At 59.8% G+C, this 17,513-nt stretch carries 13 protein-coding genes; 12 read left to right on the forward strand and 1 reads right to left on the reverse strand.

Annotated features, from left to right (window positions below):
- Positions 1-71: 71 nt before the first annotated feature.
- The 12 genes from RWZ58_RS03080 (at position 72) to RWZ58_RS03135 (ending at position 16,565) form a co-directional block, all read left to right on the forward strand.
- Positions 72-818: a carbonic anhydrase gene (locus tag RWZ58_RS03080; RefSeq protein ID WP_314657328.1), complete on the forward strand. Its 747-nt coding sequence runs from the start codon at positions 72-74 to the stop codon at positions 816-818.
- 715 nt (positions 819-1,533) lie between these two features.
- Positions 1,534-2,670 (forward strand): acetate kinase, encoded by a 1,137-nt coding sequence (locus RWZ58_RS03085; protein ID WP_314657330.1) that lies wholly within the window; start codon positions 1,534-1,536, stop codon positions 2,668-2,670.
- A 629-nt stretch (positions 2,671-3,299) separates the two neighbouring features.
- Positions 3,300-4,253: a hypothetical protein gene (locus RWZ58_RS03090; protein WP_005507657.1), complete on the forward strand. Its 954-nt coding sequence runs from the start codon at positions 3,300-3,302 to the stop codon at positions 4,251-4,253.
- A gap of 381 nt (positions 4,254-4,634) precedes the next feature.
- Positions 4,635-6,212, forward strand: coding sequence for a M48 family metalloprotease (locus tag RWZ58_RS03095; protein ID WP_314657333.1), 1,578 nt, complete (start codon positions 4,635-4,637; stop codon positions 6,210-6,212).
- A gap of 171 nt (positions 6,213-6,383) precedes the next feature.
- The gene (locus RWZ58_RS03100) at positions 6,384-7,382 is read left to right on the forward strand and encodes a bile acid:sodium symporter family protein (protein ID WP_371260003.1); all 999 of its coding nucleotides are present in this window, start codon (positions 6,384-6,386) and stop codon (positions 7,380-7,382) included.
- A gap of 590 nt (positions 7,383-7,972) precedes the next feature.
- Positions 7,973-9,319, forward strand: a complete 1,347-nt coding sequence (locus RWZ58_RS03105) for a glycosyl hydrolase family 28-related protein (protein WP_314657335.1) — start codon at positions 7,973-7,975, stop codon at positions 9,317-9,319.
- A gap of 402 nt (positions 9,320-9,721) precedes the next feature.
- The gene (locus RWZ58_RS03110; RefSeq protein ID WP_314657336.1) at positions 9,722-11,050 is read left to right on the forward strand and encodes a glycosyl hydrolase family 28-related protein; all 1,329 of its coding nucleotides are present in this window, start codon (positions 9,722-9,724) and stop codon (positions 11,048-11,050) included.
- Positions 11,051-11,536: 486 nt separating this feature from the next.
- Positions 11,537-12,340, forward strand: coding sequence for an S-layer homology domain-containing protein (locus RWZ58_RS03115; protein WP_314657338.1), 804 nt, complete (start codon positions 11,537-11,539; stop codon positions 12,338-12,340).
- A gap of 223 nt (positions 12,341-12,563) precedes the next feature.
- A complete protein-coding gene (locus RWZ58_RS03120; protein ID WP_314657340.1) occupies positions 12,564-13,364 on the forward strand; it encodes an exodeoxyribonuclease III in 801 nt (266 codons plus the stop codon).
- Positions 13,365-13,693: 329 nt separating this feature from the next.
- On the forward strand, positions 13,694-14,656 hold the full coding sequence (locus RWZ58_RS03125; protein ID WP_314657343.1) for a metal ABC transporter substrate-binding protein: 963 nt from the start codon (positions 13,694-13,696) through the stop codon (positions 14,654-14,656).
- 199 nt (positions 14,657-14,855) lie between these two features.
- Positions 14,856-15,680 (forward strand): metal ABC transporter ATP-binding protein, encoded by an 825-nt coding sequence (locus tag RWZ58_RS03130; protein WP_314657345.1) that lies wholly within the window; start codon positions 14,856-14,858, stop codon positions 15,678-15,680.
- Positions 15,681-16,565 carry a metal ABC transporter permease gene (locus RWZ58_RS03135; protein WP_314657347.1) on the forward strand — a complete coding sequence of 295 codons (885 nt, stop codon included), beginning with the start codon at positions 15,681-15,683 and terminating at the stop codon, positions 16,563-16,565.
- Between the two features lie 94 nt (positions 16,566-16,659).
- Here RWZ58_RS03135 and RWZ58_RS03140 read toward each other — a convergent pair whose 3' ends face one another.
- Positions 16,660-17,391: a metal-dependent transcriptional regulator gene (locus RWZ58_RS03140; protein ID WP_005504316.1), complete on the reverse strand. Its 732-nt coding sequence runs from the start codon at positions 17,389-17,391 to the stop codon at positions 16,660-16,662.
- Positions 17,392-17,513 lie beyond the last annotated feature (122 nt).

Raw genomic sequence — 17,513 nt, forward strand, 5'->3', positions numbered from 1 at the left:
CTAAGCATATGTCCCGCCTAGACGCATCACACCGATACATAGATACCGTTCATCAGAGAAAGCCCCTCTCCATGACCCGCAAAATCACCGCAACCGCCGCTGTCCTCGCACTGCTCGCCAGCGGCTGTTCCGCTAGTACTGATAGCTCCGCACCGGGCGGAACCCTCATCACCGGCGGCGCCTCGACCGCAACCAGTACCCCCAGTCCTACTACTACTCCTGCACCTGCAACCACCACCGCAGGCCGCACCCCCACCGTTGCCGAGGTGACCGCCTCCCCGAGCGCAGAGGCAAGCACCACCGCAGCATCCACCATTGCGGCAGCGACCCCGACCCCGACCGTGAGCCTTGACCCCTCACCCCTGGCAGGAACCGGCGGTGGACCCCAGCAGCCCTCCAGCGTTCCCACCCTCAACAGCATCACTGACGAAGACCGCGGTCGTGCCCTTGAAGCCGCGAAAGCAATCGTCGCCGCCTACACCAGCGGCAAGCCGTACAAGGAATGGTCAGAAGAGCTCTACCCGATGGTTGACCCCGAAGTGCAGAATGAGTACGGGCCTAACTCGCGTATTGACCTTTTGAAAGGAACCGTAATCAGCGCTGAACTGGTTGATGACCCGACCCTGAAAGTTCCTGGTGGGGACAACCCTTACTGGCTTACGGTTAGCGTGCGAGTCGAGGGAAGCCTTAGCCCCGCCTACTATGTGCGTTTGCACCGTACCGCGGAGCGACCCAATAAGTGGAAGGCGTCTCATATCCTTGAACCGCAGGGCTACAAGCTCTTTGTTGAAAAACGACTGAAGGAACGGAATAAGTAGAGCGGGGGGGGGCACGGCTTCCCGCTAGGATGCGCCCCTGCAAGGGAGGCTAAGTCGGGGAGCCCCCCCGGTACCCTCAAGTCGCCCATATGTGACTTGGATTATGAAAGAAATCGCGGATTTTTTCACTATTTCCTGAAAATCAGAGGGGATAGTGAAAAAATTGGCGATTTTTTACACTATTTTTCTCGTAGTCCACCTCGGCGTAGTCATCGCTTCTAGATGCTGTGACTCGGCAAAAATCCCGATAGCTAGTGGACCAACCCGCAAACGTAGAAACAGGGGAGGGGAGGCACCAGAATGTGTCTTCTCCCCTGAGCTGTAGTTAAACAGAAAAGGCACCCATCGAGGGTGCCTTATGCGCAAGGTCCGAGCTTCGACCAGAATCCACCAGTACACCCCGCTACGGCTCACCCGTTATACCTCCTCGCCTTGCGGCGATTGTCTCAGGGTTCTTGTGTTACCTTGCTAGTTCCAACTATACCTAAGCTCTGAAAACACGACCAGTAACTAGGTCATTCCTAACAACCCGTCAGCCGGTCACGACAATCGAAAAGAAAAGAGCCCACCAAACCGGCGCCTCCTGACCCCGTTAATGCCCTGATACCGCCCGCGACAAAAACCCCCGTTAAAAACACAGTCGGGACCGTCTCGCACGCAGGCTCGAAAAGTGCGAGAATGGAGCAGAAAAGAAAACTACGAAAGAGATACTTTCATGCTTATTCTCGTTGTGAACGCTGGTTCTTCCTCCCTGAAGTACCAGGTGCGTGACACCTCCCTGCCCGAGGCAGAGCAGATGCTGACCTCCGGCCTCGTCGAAAACATCGGCACCGACGTCCCCAACCACGAAGTCGCATTCGACATCATGTCTGAGAAGCTCGAGCCCGTCCTGCACGGCCGCGAGCTGCAGGCAGTCGGCCACCGCGTGGTGCAGGGTGCAGAGAAGTTCACCCACCCCACTCTGCTGACCGAGGAAGTTGTCCAGCAGATCGACGACCTCTCCCCGCTGGCACCGCTGCACAACCCCGCACACGCTCAGGGTATGCGCGCAGCAATGCACAAGTGGCCCTCCCTGCCGCAGGTTGCTATCTTCGACACCGCGTTCCACTCCACCATGCCTGAAGAAGCATGGCGCTATGCAATCCCCTACGACCTGGCTGACAAGTACAGCATCCGCCGCTACGGCTTCCACGGCACCAGCCACGAGTACGTCTCCCACGTTGCAGCTGACATGCTCGGCATTGCACGCGACGAGTTCAACGGCATTGTTGCTCACCTCGGTAACGGCGCGTCCGTGACCGCTGTGAAGGGCGGCAAGTCCGTCGACACCTCCATGGGCTACACCCCGCTGGCTGGCCTGATTATGGGTACCCGCTCCGGCGACATTGACCCCTCGGCACTGACCACTATTCTGGTTCGTGAGGGCATCGACGGTGCCCGCCTGGACACCATTCTGAACAAGGAGTCCGGCCTGCTCGCACTGGCTGGCTCCAACGACATGCGTAAGGTCGTTGAGGCTGCACAGTCCGGCGACGAGCGTGCACAGCTCGCACTGGACATGACCTCCTACCGCCTGATGAAGTACATTGGCGGCTACAACCTGGTTGTTGGCGGCGCGCAGGCACTGATCTTCACCGCTGGTATCGGTGAGAACTCCGGCGACTTCCGCAAGCTGGTCCTGGACCGCCTCGGCCCCCTGGGCATCAAGTACAACGAGGAGGAGAACGGTAAGCGTTCCCCCGAGCCGCGCGTGATTTCCACCGAGGATTCCGCTATCAAGGTGCTGGTCATCCCCACCAACGAGGAGAAGGCTATTGCTGAGGCTACCGAGGAACTCGTCAAGAGCCTCTAAGCCCCACGCACCCCGCCGTGTAGGCGGTTGAATATAGGCAGTCCGCTGCAGTTCCCGTTCCGTACGGTGCTGCAGCGGACTTGTTTTGTGGGCATCCATTAGCATGAATATATGTGGTCCAACTTACTTTACAATGCAATATTACGGCAATGTGGCATGTATTGCATGTGTATCATTCATCACTTAGAGAACAAGAATGAAAGTTAGTTGAAAGTGTGGGTTTAGATGCTGCATAAAGTGTAAACTTATTGCTTGCTTGGGAAAGTTGTGCAAGGGGGGGGTTGAGTGCATTGATTCGCAACATTCCAACATTGATGGCAGTTAAGGTTGAGGGTGAAAAAAGATTGATAATCCTAGATTAATTCTGTTAGGAATTTTTTATCGATCCAAGTTGTTGCACAATATGAAACAATAAATACAAATTTTTGTGATTCCATATAAAGCGTGTTCATATAACGAGTGTTCATCGAAAAGAACTGAAGCGGACTTATAGCCGCAAAAGAATTCTGAGAGCACACTCTGAACTGTACGTTAAACACATACTGCGATAACTTTTATATCTGTATATTTTATGCAGAAATAAAGTGGATCAATGTGCAAAACTCATTCCAATTGAGAGAGACTTGGTAATGGATATTCACTCGACTAAGAGCCACTCCGAACAAAGTGGAAAGCTGATGGGCCGTCGTACCCTGGTCAAGGGTGCAGCATGGGCAACGCCCGTTGTGGCAGCAACCGCCGTAGTGCCCGCCTACGCCGCATCCAAGAACCCTTGCGAATACGGCACCATCGTATCCGTGCCCTGGGGTGAACGTGCCAACCGTCGCCGCTACAAGGGTACCGTGAATGAAGAATACGAATGGGCAGTAATGCCCACCTCCAACTGCAGCCCCCAGCCGCAGACCTACTTCATCGACAACACCACCCCCGAAAATAAGCTTGCTTACCCCTGGGGTCGTTACGAGGGTGTGAGCGACTTCCCGCCGATTTACCCCCCGAACGGCAAGGACACCCCTGACTACACCTCCAAGGACGGCGTTGGTGGCGTTGGTGGCGGCGTTATCATCAACGTTCGTGTTGAGAACGTTGCAGGTGACGTCTCCTATGCACCGACCCCCACCGGTGCGGACCGTTTCGCATTCGGTGAGTCTGACGCAAACCGCAAGAACAACATGTACTACGCCGAAGGCTACAAGGGCAAGGGCGCAAACCCCCCGGTTGTTCGCCTCAACGACAACTACAAGGGCAGCCGCTCTACCTACATCGCTCACGGTAAGTACAACTACCTGCACTTCCCGGATGGTCCCCGTCCTCCCAAGGAAAACAGCCCCCTGTGGACTTACGCATACGGTAAGCACTACACGACTGCTGAAGGCCGCGACGGCTGGTCCTGGGATATTCAGGTGATGGCTAACATTACCCACCCCAATGCTGGTCAAGACGTTGTGTCGTACATGACCTACCTGCGTAAGCACACCTACGGTGACCCCGCGCATCAGTCGGCAAAGGTCATTCCGGTGCAGTACCGCGTTATTGTGACTTCCCCCTGGGGTACTGTCACTTATCTTTCGGCAGCTGTTTAATATCAGCTTCCATTAGGTCTGAATGGAGTAGTGACCCATTCGACCTACTTCAATCTTGGATTGAGATTTATATATTGTGATGTTTATTTGAGTATAAAGTTGATGGATTTTTAGTGTATTAGGGAGTGGTGTCCCTAATAAGTAGACGCTATTCTTCTGTCAGCTTTTGGAGGGACCGGTTCCGCACCACGTGTGCGGAACCGGCCCCTCTGCATGCATCAATAGGGAGAAAAGCTAAGCATTGTATCTCTTGGCGGGCTATTGCAGGGAAGATGAGAAGTGGTGAGCGTTCCGTGAGAAAAAGCGCATTCACATTCACTAGTAAGTGCCCAAAAACGATAGAGTGGAATCAGATAACACTCGATACGAAGCGGACGAGACATGACTCAACCCCCTGAAAACCACCAGCAGCCCGGTGGGCAGTTCAACGCCCAGCCCGGCCAGCAGGCATTCCACGCCCCCGGTGAGCCCCTCCCGCAGGACCTCTCCGCCGGCTGGCTCCCCGAAGACGAGCGCCAGAAGCCGGTCAGCCCCCTGCCCCAGCCGAAGCTCTTCGCCTACCAGTCGATGCTGCCGCCGAAGGTGCTGCACGCGCTGCGTCACCCCTCCGAAATTCCGTGGCTGGTCGCCGCCTACGCAGTCACCGCGGTCGGCTACATTGTGCTGTTCATGGCGCTGGCTGACCTGTTCAGCTCGATGATGCGTTACGTCTTCAACTCAACCGGTGAAGGCTCGGTTCGAGTACCTTCCGGCAGCACCTCCGCAAGCCTGGAAGACCTGATTTTCCAGACGGTTGGTCTGCTCATCCTGGGCCCCATTGCCATCTTCATTGTTCGTGCAATCTACTACGCGCAGCAGCGTGTTCGCGGTGTGCGCATCACCCCGACCCAGTTCCCTGAGGCGTACCAGATGCTCGCCGAAGCAGCGGAGGCGGCGGGTCTGCGCCGCGTGCCGGACGCGTACGTCATCCTCGGTAACGGCGTGATGAACGCTTTCGCGGCAGGTCACGGCTTCCGCCGCTACATCTGCCTGTACTCTGACCTGTTCGAGATCGGTGGTAAGTCCCGTGATCCGGAGGCGCTGCGCTTCATCATTGGCCACGAGGTGGGCCACATCGCCGCAGGTCACGTCGGTTATTTCCGTCTGATTTTCACTACGCTGTTCAACCAGATTCCGGTGCTGTCGAGTGCGCTGTCCCGCTCGCAGGAATACACCGCCGACAACTTCGGCTACCGCTTCTGCCCCGAGGGCGCTGAGGGTGCCGTCAAGGTGCTTGCGGCAGGTAAGTACCTGAACAAGCAGGTCAACTTCGATGAGCTTGCCGACCGTGCCGTGACCGACCGCGGTCTTGCCGTCTGGTACGTGAACCTGCTGGCAAGCCACCCGATTCTCACCTGGCGTGCGCACGCGCTGCGTGACCGCACCCAGCCGGGCCGCCTGTTCTGGCGCCCGACGGAGAACCCGGTCAAGGATGCCGCACCGCGCGTTCCTGTGCTGATTCCGGCGTCTGAGCCGGTGCACATGTGGCCTGACCCGATTCAGTCCACCGAGTTCATGCGTGAGCACCAGGACACCTGGGCTGACCACACCCTGGAAACCGTGGACGTGTACTCCAAGCCCGAGAACGCCCCTGAGTTCGACGCGAACTCTACGCTGTTCGCTGGCTGGCTCACCGAGCAGGCTCGTGCCTTCCACGGTCAGCGTTGGGATGCGTACGCTGCCGCCGGTGGCATGCCGGCACCGGGTGCGCCCGGTGGCCCGCAGGCGCCCGCGCCGGGTCAGCCGTCTTACGGTCAGCAGCCCGGCTTCGGTCAGCCTGCCGCTGGTCAGTCTGCTCCCGAGCAGCCTTCTGCCGGTCAGCCTAACGGCCAGTCTGAGCAGTATGGCTACGGCCAGTACGGCAACAACTCCTCTGAGGGCGGCTCGTACGGTTACGGCTTCGACGGTGATAAGAAGTAGCCACTGAGCCTACTCTGAACGCCTCATCTGAGCCGCACAGCTCAATAACCTTCACGAACCCGTCGGGGTGCTAACGCACTCCGGCGGGTTCACTCGTTAACTACCTCCCGCGTGACCCCCAGGTGAGAAGGCGCGCCCGCCACTGCATCCGCCGTGTGCCGCAGTTCTAGAATGGAAACCATGCTTTCATCACTTCGCTCCATCAAACTCGACCCGCTGCTGACCATGCTCATTACCGCGGTCATCCTCGCCATTATCGTGCCTGCGCGCGGCGACTTCGCCGAATGGTTCAGTACCGGAACGAAGTTCGCGGTCGCCCTGCTGTTCTACCTGTACGGCGCTCGCCTCTCCACCGCGGAGGCTATTCGCGGCCTGACCCACTGGCGTCTGCACCTGATGATTCTGAGCTGCACGTTCGTGCTGTTCCCCCTGGTCGGTTTGGCGCTCTCCCCGCTGCGTTTCGTGCTCGGTGATGGGCTGTACATGGGCATTCTGTTCTTGACCTTTGTGCCCTCGACCGTGCAGGCGTCGATTGCGTTTACGTCCATTGCGGGCGGTAACGTGGCGGCGGCGATTGTGAGCGCTTCGCTCTCTTCGATTGTGGGTGTGGTGGCGACCCCGCTGCTCGCCATGCTGCTGATGAACACGGGGCATATTGAGTTCTCCGGCACGGTCTTCCTGGATATCGCTATTCAATTGTTTTTGCCGTTCGTGCTCGGTCAGCTGACGCGCCGCTGGGTGGGGGAGTTCGCCAAGAAGCCGACCACCAAGTGGCTGGATAAGTTCTCGGTCATGATGATTGTGTATTCGGCGTTCTCCGCCTCGGTGGTGCAGGGCGTGTGGACGCGCGTGGCGTGGTGGCAGATCGTGCTGCTGGTCGTGCTCATGGCGATTATCGTGGTGTTCATGCTGTGGCTGACCGACCAGCTGGCTAAGCGCCTGGGCTTCAACCGCGCCGACCGCATCACGATTCAGTTCTGCGGTTCGAAGAAGTCGCTGGCGGCTGGTCTGCCCATGGCGATCATTATTTTCGGTGCGGGCTCGCTGGGTCTGATGATGCTGCCGATCATGATTTTCCATCAGGTTCAGCTGATGATTTGTACCTGGCTTGCGGGCCGCTACGCGCGCCTGGATGTGGTGGGTGCAGCCTCCGCGAAGGAAGTTCAGTAGGGGCTTGAACCCTGTCTGCTGGGGTTGCTTGCCGGGTGCTATTGGGGTCCTCTGAACCTGTGAGATAAGCCTCTGATGAGGGGTTTTAATGGGGGACTTTGGGCCGTATCAATCGGTTTATGAAGTGATATGGCGCGCACTGCCAAAAATTCCCTGACTAGTGCATTTATGTGCAAAATGTGGTATTTGTACTGGTCAGTTGGGTTTTTGTGGGGTATGTGCACTCCACTGCATAAAAGTGACCGAGGAGACAATCAACACTATCGGGCGTTGAGCGGCGAAAAAGCCCCAAATTTGCCCTAGAATGTTTTGTCGTGGGTTAGACAGATTCGCATCCTGTATGCAAGAATTTATGACTCACATGGGAACGGTTGAGATTCACTCCCTCACACCGCCCACGAGCGTTGATGCAGCGGATTCACTCCCCGCCCGCATCCCACACCGGAAGAGACTCACTCACTCAACCGGCAGGAAGCTCAAAATCACTTATTCACTCAGACACAACTGGATACACTCAGCTTAACGACGCGCATAGGAAGAACTCTATGCGCTAATCGCTGTTCTGTATCCGCCAAGAAAGAGGACACACCATGGCTACCATCATGAGCGTGAACGTATGCGATTCCAAGTACAACGCTGATCCGACCGGCGTACGAGACTCCACTAGCGCTATCCAGAAGGCTATCGACGATGTTGCTGCCCAGGGCGGCGGCTCCGTGGAGATTCCCGGCGGCATGTACCGCGTCTCCTACCCCTTCCTTGAGATGAAGCACCGCGTCGAGATTTTCGGCCACGGTCAGGCAACCCGAATCGTCGCTTTCACCGACAAGAGCATCCCGTCGTCCAAGAACGGTAGCTACGAATGCACCGGCGTTTTCCACACCGGTAGCTACACCACCCCCATGAGCGGTGGCACCAACCAGAACAAGCCCATGCGTATGGGTGTGCGTGACCTGTTCATCCGCACCAACAAGTACAACCTGCCGCTGAACTCTAAGAGCAACCAGATTTTCCTGGAGAAGCACACCCAGCCCGTCGACAACGTTGCAGGCGTCATCTTCCACACCCGCATTGCGGACGCTAACCCCGGTGAGCCGGACGCAGTTCCCACCCTGTCCAACATCGAAATCTGGGACACCGCCATTGGCGTTGCCATCCTGGGCCTGGACGACCAGGGCATGAAGATCGACAAGCTGCGCATCCGCCAGACCCTGCGCCAGGGCCTGCTCGTCGGCAAGCCTGTCGGCCACCCGCTGCGTGCCCGCGAGGGTGACACCCCCGGTGCGGCAGATAACAAGTTCTCCATGATTGACGTCTCTGACGCAAACATGAGCTTCGGCACCTACGCGGGTATCGAGATTTACACTTCTCAGTCCAAGTTCGAGGCGTCCACCAGCTGGTTCAACAAGCGTAACCAGGGTAAGAACGCCCTGTACGAGGTGAAGACCCGCCACGTGGGTGCGGGCTGGTTCATTCAGGGCACCCGCAACATGTTCATTGGCTGCACCGCCCAGGAGAACGCCGGTCACGGCTGGCTCGTGGAGTGGGGTAACAACCAGTTCATTGGCTGCCTGGGTGAGTCTTCGAGCTTCCAGGATGCTGTTACCGGCGGTGCTCGAGGTGACGAGGCGGCGAACTGGTACATTGGCCGTAACGCACGCGGTAGCCGCTTCGTGGCTCCTCGTTCGCACAACCCTTACAGCTGGGCGAAGGCTTCCCTGTACGGTTTCTACATTGAGAACAACATTCGCGATATGCACATTACGACTGCGTCCGCGAAGGATGACCGTATTGGTGATAACAACATGGTTGGCCGCCGCGTTCACGTGACCGGCGCGATGGGCGATAACGTGCTCATCGAGGTGGACCACATCCGCCACGCAACCTTCGCGCCGAAGCAGCTGGAGAAGCGCGGCAACGGCGTGTTCATGGGCTAACCCTCGCGGGTTGAGCTGCGCGGGCTGAGGCTCGTGATTACAAAATCTTGAAACGCATACGTCTGAGGGGCGGGGAGTAATCCCCGCCCCTCAAGCGTTTACCCCGCCCACAAAACAGCTGAAAAACCGTAGAAAAACGGGGTAGGGGAGCGGGCATCACAGTGCCCGGTCATCGCCTCCACACGCGCAATGCGGTACCCTTGAGCAGGAGGCAGGTCTGCCGGTGCATAGACCCACACACGCCAAAACACCCGCAGAAATGCGCCCAACACACCGCACCACACAAACTCAACACTGCACCCACGCAGCACCGTATTCACTTACAGCCGTATTCACTCAATTCACTCACCCGCGCCGCCTTCAGCACCGAACGCGGTACCCATCGAAAGAATTGAGCCCCTCATGCCCGATACGCCCATGAGCATCAACGCCATCAACTATGGCGCAGACCCCACCGGTGCCAAAGACTCCACCGCAGCCATCCAGCGAGCAGTCGACGCTGTCGCCGCACGCGGCGGCGGATCCGTAGAACTACCCCGCGGCATCTACCGCGTCTCCTACCCCTTCATCGACATCAAGCACCGCGTCGAAATCTTCGGCTACGGCTCCTCAACCGTCGTCATCGCGCACTCCGACCGCGCCATCCCCACCACCACCAACGGCCATACCGAATACACCGGCGTGTTCCACGTCGGCAGCTACACCACCCCCGTCTACGGCAACTACAACGCCAACAAGCCCATGCGCATGGGCGTGCGCAACCTGCACATCCGCACCAACGCTGCCAACACCCCCATCAACAGCTACCCGCTCGACGCGCACACCGCCCCGCTGAACAACGTCGCCGGCGTCATCTTCCACACCCACCTGACCGGCGACCAGCTCAACGAACCCGACATCGTGCCCGTTATCGCCGGCGTGGAAGTCTGGGACACCGCCATTGGCGTTGCCGTGCTCGGCCTGGACGACCAGGGCATGAAAATTGACGATGTGACCATCCGCCGCACCCTCAACCAGGGCCTGCTGCTCGGCAAGCCTGCCGGCCACCCCCGCCGCCCCAACGAAGGCCAAAACTCCGGCGCGGCAGACAACAAGCTACGCGGCGTAGACGTTGCCGAAGCGAACCTCAGCGGCGGCTCCTACGCCGGTATCGAGGTGTACGCGGCACAGGCGAAATTTGAGAACTGCTCCAGCAACAGCAACCACCGCACCAGCAACAAGAACGCCCTCTACGAGCCCGCCACCCGCCACGCCGGCGCAGGCTGGATCGTGCAGGGCGAACGCAACATGTTCATCGGCTGCACCGCACGCTCCAACGCGGGCCACGGCTGGATTATTGAGTGGGCGCACAACATCTTCATCGGATGCGAAGCGGAAGGCTCCAGCTGGGCTGGCACCGTCAGCGGTGCCGCCCGCGCCGACGAGGCCGCCAACTGGTACATCAGCCGTAACGCGCGCGGTACCCGCATGGTCGCGCCCGTCTCCTACAACCCGCCGGAGAAGCCCGCCTCCCTGTACGGCTTCTACATTGAAAACAAGATTTACGACCTGCGCATCACCGAAGGCACCGCCAAGGACGACCGTATCGGTGACGGCAATATGCTTGGCCGCCGCGTGTACATTACCGGCGCAATCGGCGCGAATGTGGTTATTGAGGTCGAGGAGCTGCGCCACTCCACCTCGCCCGCCGGTCAGCTCACCAAGGAAGCCTATAACGTGATGCGCGGCTAGCGGGGCTAGTAGACACGCCCGAACCGGTTCAGGACTTTTCTGTGAATCGTGATGCAGGGGCGTGTGCCCTAGTGGACGCGTTATACCGCGATATATCAGCTAAAAATCAAAGCAGCTGCGAATGGAATACATACCATTCGCAGCTGCTTTGTCATTTAGAACAATGTTTAATTTTTAGTTGATAAAAGTCTCAATTAAATATTGAATAAAATATCAATATGTACTTTAAACTTTCTATGGCGGTGTAAAACAGTCCATTCACTGTGCACCACCATAGCCGTGCGACAGCATGCGGAACACGCACATCATTGGTACACACCAAAACCGCGTATCGCCGCACGTCAGCCCTTATTCATTGCCGCTTCTCACTATTCCTCAACCCACTCCTTTCCCCTTTTCCTATTCGCTCCATTGGCGACCCCGCGGTCGACCCAAAAATCGGTTCCTTCCGGCCGGTTCCCAACCACAATTACATAAGGACAGCCCATGCTTCCGGTTATCTCCCGAGTCCTCACACCCACCACTCGCGCACGCCGCATCTTTGCACTCACTCTCGCACTCGCCCTCGGTGCCGTACCAGTCACCTCCGCGGTGAGCACACAGCCTGCCGCCGCAGAACCCGCAGTGAACCTGCAGCTCGTCATCAAGGCACAGCAGCCCAAGGACGACCCCGCATACCTAGAATGCGTCGCCACCTTTGTTGGCACCATGAGCGCCACCCCCGGCGTGTGGGCGGTCTGCCACGGCTACCTCGACAGCGAAGAATACACCGTCACCCGCCGCCACAGCACCGCAACCGTCACCCGCGGCCAGCTCGTACGCATGCTCTACCGCATGGCGGGATCGCCGACCGTCAAGAACCTGCCCAAGACCTCCCCCTACAAGGACGTGGCAACCACCGACCCCGACTACGCCGCGTACATTTGGGCGGCGGATGCGGGCATCACCTCCGGCTGGGATGACGGGCTCTTCCACCCGGATGACTACGCCACCCGCAACACCCTCGCCGCGTTCCTCTACCGTGCCGCAGGTAGCCCCGATGGTGCCGCACGCATGCGCCAGATTCGCCGCCCGCTACGTGCCGAAGCTAAGAAGGTTGAGCAGTTCAAGACCGAAAACCGTTGGGCAGCCCGCACCCTCGGCGCCTACCCCGAAGTCGACCGCAACGGTGACGGCGCAGTAGACGTGGTAGACCCCACCAGCCCCCTGTACTTCTCCGACGCCCTGTACATGCTCAAGGCGTACGGCGATAAGGGCCTGAAGGTCGTGGGCACTCCCGTCGTTGACTAGGAAGCCGTTGACTAGGAGTAATACCGACTAGATTCAGCGCTAACTAGATTCAGTGCTAACTAGCGCATATATTCACCGCCCGCCGGTGCGACCCAATGGGTTGCGCAGGCGGGCGGTGCGCTGTTCCGGCAGGTTGCGAGCGCCCGTGCCGCCGCGCATGCCGCCGCGCAATCGCCTCTGTGCAATGAAAGGCGCCTGCGCTGCACCCGCTAAGCTAGAAGGCATGAAGATTGCCACCTGGAACATCAACTCAATCCGCGCCCGCGAAAACCGCGTCGAAGACTGGCTCGACGAACACGACGTTGACGTGCTCGCCCTGCAAGAAACCAAAACCAAAGACGAAACCTTCCCCTTCGACCTCTTCGAATTCATGGGCTACGAGGTTGCGCACTTTGGCCTGAATCAGTGGAATGGCGTGGCAATCGCCTCCCGAGTCGGCCTGGAAGACGTGCAGCGCGGCTTTGATAACCAGCCGCACTTCGGCAAGCCCGGCGAACCCGAGGTGCTGGAGGCGCGCGCTATCGGTGCGACCTGCGGCGGCGTGCGCATCTGGAGCCTCTACGTGCCCAATGGCCGTGGCCTGACCGACCCGCACATGGACTACAAGCTCCGCTGGATGGAGGCGCTCCGCCAGAACGTGCACAACGAACTGGCCGCTAACCCGCAGTCGCAGCTGGCCCTGGTCGGTGACTGGAACGTCGCCCCCGAAGACACCGACGTGTGGGATATTGACTACTTCCTGCGCAACGAAATGACCCATGTTTCCGAACCCGAACGCCGCGCCTTCGCCGCCCTGCTCGAAGAAGGCATGGTGGACGTAGTACGCCCGCACACCCCGGGCGAGTACACCTACTGGGACTACCAGGCGGGCCGCTTCACCAAGGATGAGGGTATGCGCATTGACTTCCAGCTGTTCTCGCCTGCGCTCGCCGCACGTGTGGAACGCGCCTGGATCGATAAGGTGGAGCGCGCCGGTGAAGGTGCAAGCGACCACACGCCGGTCGTGGTTGAGATTGCCGACTAAGCCGAGCGCCTAGCTTGCCGTAGAACCGCGTGCAGCAAGGAGGCGGGGGAGGGGTCCCTCGCCTCCTTGCTGTATCTGCAGGTGCTTCTGTTCCTGTGCGCCTGCCCTTGTGTGTCTGTCCCTGTGTTTCTGTTGATATTTCGGGGTTTCTGTGTGGCTTAGTTGAAAAGTTCGGCTAGACGAACTATTGTTAAATTCCGCCCGGGACGACAGGCAAAAGCGCATTATGATGCCTGCGCAGACACAACCGTGTCCCTGTTGCCCCGGCGCGGCAAATTCCACACATCAACCACATGCTCAAACCCGTGACTTCCAATGAAGGATGCCTCATGAACGCTTTCACCCCCGCAGGCAGCAACGCACGCCGCCTCATCCAGGCGCTCTGCGCCGCCCTCGCACTCACCCTGCTACTCGTGCTCACCGGTTGCGGCGCCACTGCTAGCACCACCGATAGTGCTAAGAGCAGTAGCGGCAAGAAGACCGTGCTCACCACCTTCACCGTGCTCGCAGACATCGCCCGCAACGTGGCAGGCGACGACCTGAACGTCGAATCCCTCACCAAGCCCGGCGCAGAGATTCACGAGTACGAGCCCACCCCCTCCGACCTGAAGAAGGCGCACGCCGCCGACTTGGTGCTCGACAACGGCCTGAACCTCGAATCCTGGTTCGCCAAGTTCGTTGAAGAATCCCACGCCAAGCACGTGACCGTCTCCGAGGGCGTCACGCCCATCTCCATTACCGAGGACGCCTACGCGGGCAAGCCCAACCCCCACGCCTGGATGAGCCCCAGCAACGTGCAGAAGTACGTGGACGTGATGATTCGCGAATTTAGCGCCCTCGATCCGGCCCACGCCGCCGACTACAAGTCCCGCGGTGAAGCCTACAAGAAGCAGCTGCAGGGCGTGCGTGACGAGCTCGTCAAGGAAATCTCCACCCTGCCCGAGAACCAGCGCGCACTCGTCACCTGCGAAGGTGCCTTCTCCTACCTGGCGGCAGACGCGGGCCTGAAGGAAAAGTACATTTGGGCGGTCAACTCCGAACAGCAGGCGACCCCCTCGCAGATTTCCTCCGCGATTGATTACGTGCGCGAGAACCAGGTGCCCGCCGTGTTCTGTGAATCCACCGTCTCTGACAACCCGATGCGCCAGGTAGCCGACGCCACCGGCGCACGATTCGGCGGCGTACTCTACGTGGACTCGCTCTCCGAGGCGAACGGCCCCGTGCCCACCTACCTGGACATGATCCGCTACGATGCACGTACCATCGTTGCGGGCCTCAAGGGCAACTCCTAAACCCGAATAAACCCGGAATAAACCCGGGTAAACCCCAAACCCCCGATAGGATAGGAGGGGCGGTCGCCTTCACGGCTCCGCTCCTCCCACGCCGTTAACACTCGCTCACACAGCACCCACTCACACCCACCCACTCACCACCACACAAGCAAGTACACCCGTCGCACGCATACGGTGACCACCAGAAAGAACACAAGGAATGAGCACTCTTCTCAGCTGCGAAAATGTGCACGTGAACTACGGGCCAGTCCGCGCCCTCACCGGCGCATCCTTCACCCTGGACACCGGGCGTATCTGCGGCCTGATCGGCATGAACGGCTCCGGCAAATCCACCCTCTTCAAAGCCATCATGGGGGTCGTGCCCGTGCACGCCGGCAACATCACCCTCGACGGGCAGCCCGTCGGCGGTCACCGCGGCAGCCGCGGCAAGAACGCGCACCACCGCGCCGGACTCGTCAGCTACGTGCCGCAGAGCGAAGAAATCGACTGGACCTTCCCCATCTCCGTGCGCGAGGTCGTCAGCATGGGGCGCTACCGCAACCTCGGCATCACCCGCCGCCTGCATGCCGCAGACCGTGCCGCCGTGGATGAGGCGCTCGCCCGCGTGGAACTGACCGACCTTGCTGACCGCCAGATTGGGGCGCTCTCGGGCGGTCAGCGTAAGCGCGCCTTCGTGGCACGCGCTATCGCCCAGGGCGCCCAGCTGCTGCTACTGGACGAGCCTTTCGCCGGCGTGGATAAGCGCAGCGAGGCGATGCTCATGCAGGTCATCAAACAGTTGCGTGACGAGGGCGCGACCGTGCTGGTTTCCACGCACGACTTGGCGACCCTGCGCCAGTTCGCCGACGAGGCGCTACTGCTACGAGGCGATATTCTGATGCACGATACCCCCGAGAAGGTGCTCGCCCCCGAGAACCTGGTGCGTGCCTTCGGCATGGAAGTGGACGCCGGCGCGCCGACTGCTGCCTCCAGCGCTACTACCTCTGGCACTACTACGATCAGCTCTGCGGAAGGGAAGAACTAAATGGACATCCTCAACTTTCTGGTGGAGCCGCTGACCCTGCCCTTCATGCTCCGCGCATTCGTGGTCACCGTCATCGCCGCCGCCGTCTGCGCCCTGCTCTCTTGCTGGCTCGTGCTGCTCGGCTGGTCGCTCATGGGCGATGCGATCTCGCACGCGGTGCTGCCCGGCGTGGTGCTCGCCTACATTTTTGGTGCGCCCTTCGCGGTGGGTGCGGTCATTGCCGCGCTCGTGGCGGTGGCGCTCATCGGCGGGGTGCGGCGTAGCGGACGCGTGCGCGAGGATGCCGCGATCGGCATCGTGTTTACGACCTTGTTCGCGTTCGGTCTGGTGCTGATTTCGGTTACGCCGTCGAATACCGACCTGAACCATATTCTCTTCGGTAACGTGCTGGGTGTGTCCTGGTCGGACGTCTGGCAGGTCGCTATCCTCGCGGTGGTGGTTGCCGCCGTGCTGCTGGTCAAGCGCCGCGACTTTGTGCTGTACGCCTTCGACCCGGGCTTTGCGCAGGCGGTGGGGTTGCGTCCGCGTCTGCTCGGTGCGCTGCTACTCATTATGCTGGCGCTGACTTCCGTGGTGGCGCTGCAGATTGTGGGCGTGGTGCTGGTCGTGGCGATGCTCGTCATCCCCGGCTCCACCGCGCGCCTGATAACTGACCGGTTCGTGCCCATGCTCGCGGTGAGCGTGGGAGTGTCCCTGGTGGGTACGCTGACCGGCCTGTACGCCAGCTACCACGCGGATGTATCCCCCGGCGGTGCCGTGGTCGTCACGCAGGGCCTGCTGTTTGCCCTGGCGTACGTGTTCGCCCCGCGCTACGGTCTGCTGGGCAGGATGCGAGCCCGCCGGCTCAGCACTGGTGCAGCGAAAACTGAGCCCTCAGCTTCCTAAAACTAACTCAATACAGCGCTAGGCGGAGGCCCCTCACGGGACCTCCGCCTAGCGCTATTTTCTGAAATTCTAGGGTGCCACTACCGCCCTGTATCTAGCGCACTGTGCGGGACACGAATAGGGAGGCGGTCGCCTCCGCACCCAAGGGAATAATCGTGCCGCCGGGCTTTACAGCACCGGCCGCGTCCGTTTCGTGCAGGTTGCCGGAACCGGCACCGACCACGCTCACGTTCACCGCCTCCGAGAAGGGTGCACCCTCCTCAATGTGCAGGCGCACACCGGGCACAAAACCGTGGCCCTGCAGGTAGCGCAGCAGGCGCGGGTCGTCATCGTTAATGCGTTCGAGCACGACCGTTTCGCCGGGTTCGCACTGGCTCAGCGGCACGGTCTGCGGAAAACTAATGTGCCCCGAAGAGTCGGGGATTGGGTCGCCGTGCGGGTCGCGGGTCGGGTGCCCCAGCAGGGTGTCGATGCGGTCCACCATGAAGTCGGATACCGCGTGCTCCAGAACCTCCGCCTCGTCGTGCACACGGTCCCAGGTGTAGCCGAGAGTCTCCACGAGGAACGTCTCGATGAGGCGGTGGCGCCGAATCATTGCCAGCGCGTAGGAGCGGCCGGTTTCAGTGAGCTCAATAGCGCCGTAGGGCTGATGCTCGATCAGGTCGGCGGCGGCGAGGCGCTTGAGGCCGTCAGATACCGAAGAAATGCGCAGGCCCATGCGCTCTGCCAGGGCGGATGCGGTGGCAGGGGTTTTGGTCCATTCTTCGAGGCTCCAGATTTCCTTGAGGTAGTTCTGGGTGCTGACGGAAAGTTCTGAAAGAGGCATAAAGATAAGTTTACCTTTTCTCGGGTTTTGCCCGCCGGGATGATGGTTGCGGAAGCGGTGAAAATCCAGGCTTAAAGAGCGTCCCGCCCGGCGGTTCACCCCTGGCAGGGGGCGACCATCAC

The sequence above is a fragment of the uncultured Rothia sp. genome, assembly GCF_963544205.1.
Lineage (GTDB): Bacteria > Actinomycetota > Actinomycetes > Actinomycetales > Micrococcaceae > Rothia.